This is a genomic window from Helicobacter brantae, assembly GCF_003364205.1.
GTDB classification, from domain to species: Bacteria; Campylobacterota; Campylobacteria; order Campylobacterales; family Helicobacteraceae; genus Helicobacter_G; species Helicobacter_G brantae.
Genome location: NZ_NXLV01000025.1, coordinates 1 through 7018 on the forward strand (window position 1 = coordinate 1; position 7018 = coordinate 7018).

The following is a 7018-nucleotide window of genomic DNA, read 5'->3' on the forward strand; positions in this document are numbered from 1 at the left end:
TGGAAGTGTAACGCTTGATGGTTCAGCTTCAACAGAAATGTATTTTACAGGCAATGCAGGAAAAATTACTGGGGCACTAAGCATTACTCAAAATAGCACAAATATCATCTCTTTTGCAAATGATGGAACAATTGGAGGGAATGTTACCATTTCTCAAGGAAATACCACATTTAAAAATCTTACAAGTGCTGGAACATTTAATCTTCAAGGTGGAACAAGGACAATCAATTTTACAGGATTAAATAGCGATCCTGCTCCCACCCTCACAGCCAATATTAGTCTTACAGGTGGGACAACCACGATTAATGGGCTTAACACACTAAGTGGCAATATCAATGCAAGTGGTAATGCCACCCTTTATCTCTCCAATACAGAAGTAGGAGATATTAGCTTTTATAAAAAGACATACTATAGTTGGACTACTTCAATTTATGGTGTCAAATCTGCGAATAATATCTCAACCACAGGAGATGATGGTTGGCATGAAACAAAAAAAATGATGATTACTTTTGCTGATAATGCAAGTGTGAAAGGAAATATTGCAACAAAAGATGAATCGATTACTGAGCTTGTATTTTCTCAAGCGACTTCAGCTACACTTCAAGACAGCAGTGGTGGTGCAATAAATATAAAAGCATTTTATGGTGCAGGAGCACTTGGAAACTATGCAAAAAATGTCTTAATCTTTGGAGCAAACACCACAGCCAAGATTGGCACTATGTCTAGCTCAGGAGACTATGGACATGGTGTTTCCTCTGGTGCTACTTTCAACGCCCTAAATTTCAATGATGATACAGCCAACTCAGCATCAATCAATCAAATGAATTCGACACGCTCTTACAATATTGTCGGAAAAAATCTTATCACATACAATACTTCAGTTACCTACGATTCCAGTCTATTTGTAGATGATGGCTATAGAAAGAAAAAATTTAATGGCTCTGTCGCTGAATTTGTGAAATCCACTCACTCAGCCAGTGGGACTTTTACTTTTGGAGACAATAGTGGTGAAACAATTAGCGATGCAATAGTTACATATATTCAAGGTAAAAACTACATCAACATCAATGGAAATACCGCAATCAAAGGAAATATCCTCTCCAACATTACCTCATCAAACGACTCAAATACAGCAAGTGCTGGACACAACAACCTCCTTGTCCTCACAGGAATTTCAACCACACTTGGAGAGAGTGGTAAGGCAATTTCTATCAAAGTAGACAATAGTCAAGGACAAAGCTATAACAAAACCTCCAACAACACTCTTTTGCTAGGAGCAACAACAAATACACTCACTCTCTCAGCTCTTTCAGCAAGTGGGACTTATAACTCTGATGCAAATCAAAACTTCAATGCCCTAAGTATCAATAGTGGCACAACAACAGCGACAATCACTTCAATCAGTGCAGGATTTGGGACTAATATCATTGGAAAAGATCTTATCACTCAAGGAGATAGCGATGGCAATGGCAGTGGTTACAACACTGCCCTTTTTGGTAGCAATGCCGATACCCCTTCTATCCAAAGTGGATTTATCGCTGAATTTGTGAAATCCACTCATTCAGCTAGTGGTAATTTTACTCTCGGGACAAGCAACACTTCAAACGCTATTAGCACAAGTCAAGGAGGACTAACTTATATCAATGTGAGTGGAACTACCACAATCAAGGGCAATATCCTCTCCTCCACTCAGGGCACAACAGGTGGGAACAACAATCTCATTGTCCTTACAGGAACTTCAGCCACACTTGGAGAGAGTGGCAAGGCAATTTCTATCAAGGTAGAAAACTCTATTGGAGATGCCTATGTAAGAAGCTCCAACAATACTCTTTTGCTAGGAGCAGATTCCAATATACTCAATCTCTCAGAACTCTCTGCACTTGGTACCTATAGCTCCGATGCAAGAACAAATTTTAATGCCCTAAGCTTCAACAACACCACAGATAATGGGGATCAAAATATTGGGGCAGTAAAAGCAAATAACGGAAGCAACATTATTGGAGCAAATCTTATCACTCAAGGAGATAGCGATGGCAATGGCAGTGGTTATAACACCACTCTTTTTGGTAATGCCAATACTCCTACTATCCAAAGAAATAATTTTGCCTCCACCTTTATGTCTGGTGCTCATACAGCCAAAGGGACTTACAACATCACTTCACTTACTATAGAAAACAACGTAATGGGAGGAAACTATATCAATGTAGAAAATCTCAATCTCACAGGTAATGTCAAAGCACATGCAACTAGCACAGTGACCAATGGTGATCGTTTTGTAGAAAACTATATTTATACTGGCAATAGTGGTGTGATTAGCGGAGAGGTATCTGCAAGCAGAGATTCTGCTTCAACAGTAGATACAAAAAATGTCATTACTTTTGCAGGAAGTGGGGCAAACTCTATTAGTGGAGAGATTAGTGCAAGTGCTGGAAGCAATAACATCTCTCTTGCCAATAACCTTATTACTCTTGGCAACATCACTAAATCAGGAGGAACAAACAACTTCACTTTTATAGGCAATGGAACCCTCACCCTCAAAGGACAGACTAACAATATCTCCACCCTCACAGCCTATGCTCCTAGCACTAGAAGCACATCGGCTTCAACTCTAGTCATCGATGGAACAAACAATGCCAACTCTACAACCATCGATAGCGTTAAAAATGGTGGAAATCTAGTGGTAAATTTCAATGGACAGGGAACAGATAAGAGTGCAACCCTAAAAATCTCTTCTCTCACTGGAGATACCCTCAAAGCTATCACTCTAGGAGACTCTTCTACAAACAACACCCTAGATCTCACAGCCCTTGGCAACACGACAATCTCTGAAGCCATCAGTGTAGGAGCATCTCAAGGGTTAAATATCAACCTTACAAACACAGCCCTTACTACAAATGGCTGGACTACAGCTAGTGGTGGGGCTTCGGTTATCAATGTGGGAGGAAGTGGAGTTGCTTCAGCAAACTCAACTCTTCAAGGTAAAGCAGTAGAGTTGAGCACACTTACTCTCCAAGCCACAAATGGTGCTTCAATGACTTTGCAAAACACCTCCACAACTATTGGCACACTCACTTCTAGCTCAACAAGTGGTGATAAACTTATCCTTGGATACAACTCTCCTAGTATCACCACACAGACAAACGATGTCAGTGCAACGATTGAAAGTCAAGTCGATGGAGGCAACCTCACTCTAGTCTTCAATGGTGGAGAGGATAGAAGCACTTCACTTACTCTAAATGGTGCTGAAAACACCATTCAGGCTCTTAAGCTTGGAAGTTCTAGTGGAAGCAATCAATCCACTCACAACACTCTAATCCTCAATAAGGGAAAAACAACAATCACAAATGCCATCAATGTAGGGACTAATAGTGCAACTCAAGAAATAGCTTTCAATCTTGCAAATAATACAGAGTTAGCTCTTACAGGAGGATTGACAAAAGGAGATAATGGCTTTGCAAACCTCAATGTCCTTGCAAACTCAAGTGCGACTCTAAGTGGTGGAGCAGTAGGGCTTACTAATCTCAATATGGGCTTAGACACATCTGCCTCTTCTCTCACTTTCAAGAATACAACCACCACTATTGGCACTCTCACTTCCAATGCCACAGCTAGTCTTTATAATACTTTGATTATGGGTGATGGCTCTAGCAGTGTTTCAGTTGCCAACACAGCAGATAATACGATTTTTGATCTCACATTCAATGCTTCTACAAATAACCAAGCTAAAACTTTCACTCTCACAGGTGGAGAGAATTCTATCAATCAAGTTTTGGTAAGTGAGAGTGATACTGCAATCGCAAACACCCTAGCAGTTACTGGCGGAAGCACCACGATTGATACCATCACAATTAACTCAGGCAAAAACCTTACACTGGCTCTAAACTCTAATACAGATGCTTCCAATCCAAGTAGCACTCTTGTCACAGTCAATAGTGCAATCAATGGAGCAAATGTAAGCTTTAGTGGTGGAGTAAATCCTGCAGATCAAATCCACCACTCCACACTCTGGCTAAAAGGACAAAGCAACACAATTGCTTCAATTGACAGCAGTGCTTCAAATGGTGTGATTTTGTTTGAAGGCACAGCAGGTGCGACGATCACTAGTGCCTCAATCACTTCAGTAACTGCACCCACCACTCCCGCAGATCCTGCTACTCCTAGCATTCTCTCAACCCCTACCACAGGAGGTTCTCTCACATTTGCATTTAGAGGCGATGGCAATTCTAATGTAAGTGTAACAAATGGAATCACCGTAGGAAATGGAGCGACTCTAGGAATCTCTCTTGGAGGAAGCGGAAATAAAGTTGTAAGCGGTAATGTAACCCTAGAAACAGGTTCAACCCTCCTAGTTGATTTCCTTGCTGGCAATACTGCAAATGCTACACTTGGAGATAGTAATACACCTTTTACTATCGGTGATGGTAGCCATAGCATTATCAACTTCCACGGAGCAAACTCAGGAAATCTCAACAATGGAGGAATCACCGTAGCAAGTGGTGCGACAAACACGGTTAATTTCCTTGGCTCTGCCACATTGGGAGGTATCACACTTCAAAGTGGTGCGACAAACACTATCAATGTCTATGGTAAATCTAGGACAAATCAAGCAGTCGAAGGAAAAGTGATTACAAGTGATGTAGGAGCTGTCAATAACACTATCAATCTTGAAGATTACTCTACCCTCACTCTCCTCTCAGCACAAGGTGGAGAAGATGGTTCAGGAGAGCTTAAAACAGCTCTAAGTAATACCCTCAACTTCTTAGGCGATAATGCTACACTCAAAGGTGGATTTGGTGCTGATACTAGCGGGACTGCTACAATCAATGTCGGACAAGTCAATGGAGCAAATAGCGTAAGTGGAACAATCATAGGGCAAGTCAGCAATGCAACTTTGGCATTCAATGCTGGAACTTCTAAGCTCACCCTTCAAAACCTCAATGGAAATGCAATTGATCACACTTTCAAGACTATTACAAGTAATGCCACAGATGGAATCCTAGTATTTGATACTTCAAAAGGCGTGGTTAATGCCACAATCTCCGAGGGGACAACAATCAGTGAAGGCAAATCTCTAAGCCTAGACTTCCAAGGAAGCAACAACACCACAGTTGCCACAAATGGTGGGCTTACAATCGATGGAACTCTTGGAATCATCATCAATGGAAATGGAGAGAAAAAGGTTACAAGTAATATTAACCTCAATAACAAAGGAACTCTTCTTGTGGATTTCACAAGTGGGACAGCCAATGTAACTTTGGGGAATGGAGGTGGTATCACTATTGGTGATGGTGAGAGCAGTATCATCAACTTCAGAGGTGGAAAGGGAACACTAGCAAACACTCTTACACTTAATGGTGGGACAAACACACTCAACTTCTTTGTAGATGGGGAAGTAGGAGGTATCACGCTGACAAGAGGAAGCAACAATATCAATGTAGAAGATAATAGAACAGCAAAAATCCTAGATACAAGCTCTGTGGGAGGAGTAAGCAATACAATCAATCTCAAAGATGGAGCGACTCTTGTCCTCAGAGCAAACAATACAGCTAGTGATGGAAGTGGCTCACTCAACACTACACTGACAAACACCCTCAACTTCTTAGGAGATGGTGCTACACTTCAAGGAGGATTTGGAGCAGGGACTAGTGAAGATCCAGCACAAACAGGAACAGCGACAATCAATGTCGGAGATTCTAATAACTCCACACAAGTTGTCAATGGAGTAATTACAGGCAATGTAACAAGTGCAGATGTTACATTCAAAGCCAATAACTCCACTCTCACCCTCCAAGGAGCGACAAACACACTTAATGCTCTTGGCTCTAGTGCAGGCATTACAGGGACAATTATCCTTGATGCTAAGACAGATGCAGGTGTAAATACAACAATCACGACAGCAGTTGAGGCTACAAGCTCAGTAGGATTGAAGTTTGGTGCTGGAAATAAAGCAAAAACCTTTACTTTCTCAGAAACTGGCAACAATCTCTCAGGTGTAGAGTTTGATGAGAGCGGTTCAACAAACAATACTATTGCATTCACAAAAGGAAGCAATACTATTGCAAATGCTTTCTCTATCACTCAAGGACAAGGATTGACTATTGCTCTAGGAGATAGCACTACGGATTCTAGCTATGCAGAAGGAGATACAAACACTCAAATCTCCCTAGCACTCAATGGTGGATTTACTCAAGATGGAGGAAATGCAACTTTAAGCGTAGTGGGAAATAGTACAGCTGATGCACTCATTAGTGGTGGAGCAATTGAGGTTGATAATCTTGATATGGTAGCTAAAACTTCAGCTTCACTCACCTTGCAAAACTCCAGTGTAAGCATTGGCACACTTACAGCTCAAAAAGGTAGCTATGCTCTCAAGCTTGATGCTTTAAATAATGCAGTTTCTACTACCATTGCCAACACTCTCAATGGAAGCAATCTCTCTATCACTCTAGCAGGAAGTGATGCAACCAAAACTGCTACACTCACTCTCAATGGTGCAGACAATATCATTGATACTCTCTCACTCCAAGGGACAAACAACACTCTAGCTCTCAATGGCTCAGATAATACGATTGGCTCTCTCACACTTGGAGCAAGTTCAACTAATAACACTCTAGCTCTCAATAATGGAGCAACTACAATCAGCAGTGCAAGTGGGGTAAGCGTAAGCTCAAATCAAGGAATCACTTTTGATTTGGCAAATAGCACAAGGTTAAATCTCCAAGCACTAAGTAATGAAGGAGCGATGAATGCGACTCTGGCAAATGGCTCAAGCCTAAATATCACAGGAGCATTCAGTAATACAGCTGGAACTTCAAGTATCACTCTAGCAGATAACTCATCTCTAAGCACAACAGGGATTACAAACTCTGGAGGAAGCACAACACTTGCCCTCAATGGGACTTCAAGTATCACTGGAGGAATCACTTCAAGTGATAGTGCAACCACAGCAATTACTCTAGGAGAGAGTGCAGTAGGGAAAATCACAGGAGATATTGCTTTCAATGGCACTTCAACTGCG

The 7018-nt window shown here is 41.4% G+C and carries 1 protein-coding gene; it reads left to right on the forward strand.

Features of this window, described 5'->3' with window-relative positions; all coding sequences use genetic code 11:
• Positions 1 to 7018, forward strand: a 7018-nt coding sequence (locus tag CQA58_RS08315; protein ID WP_170126779.1) for an S-layer family protein, incomplete at both ends; no start/stop codon positions are given.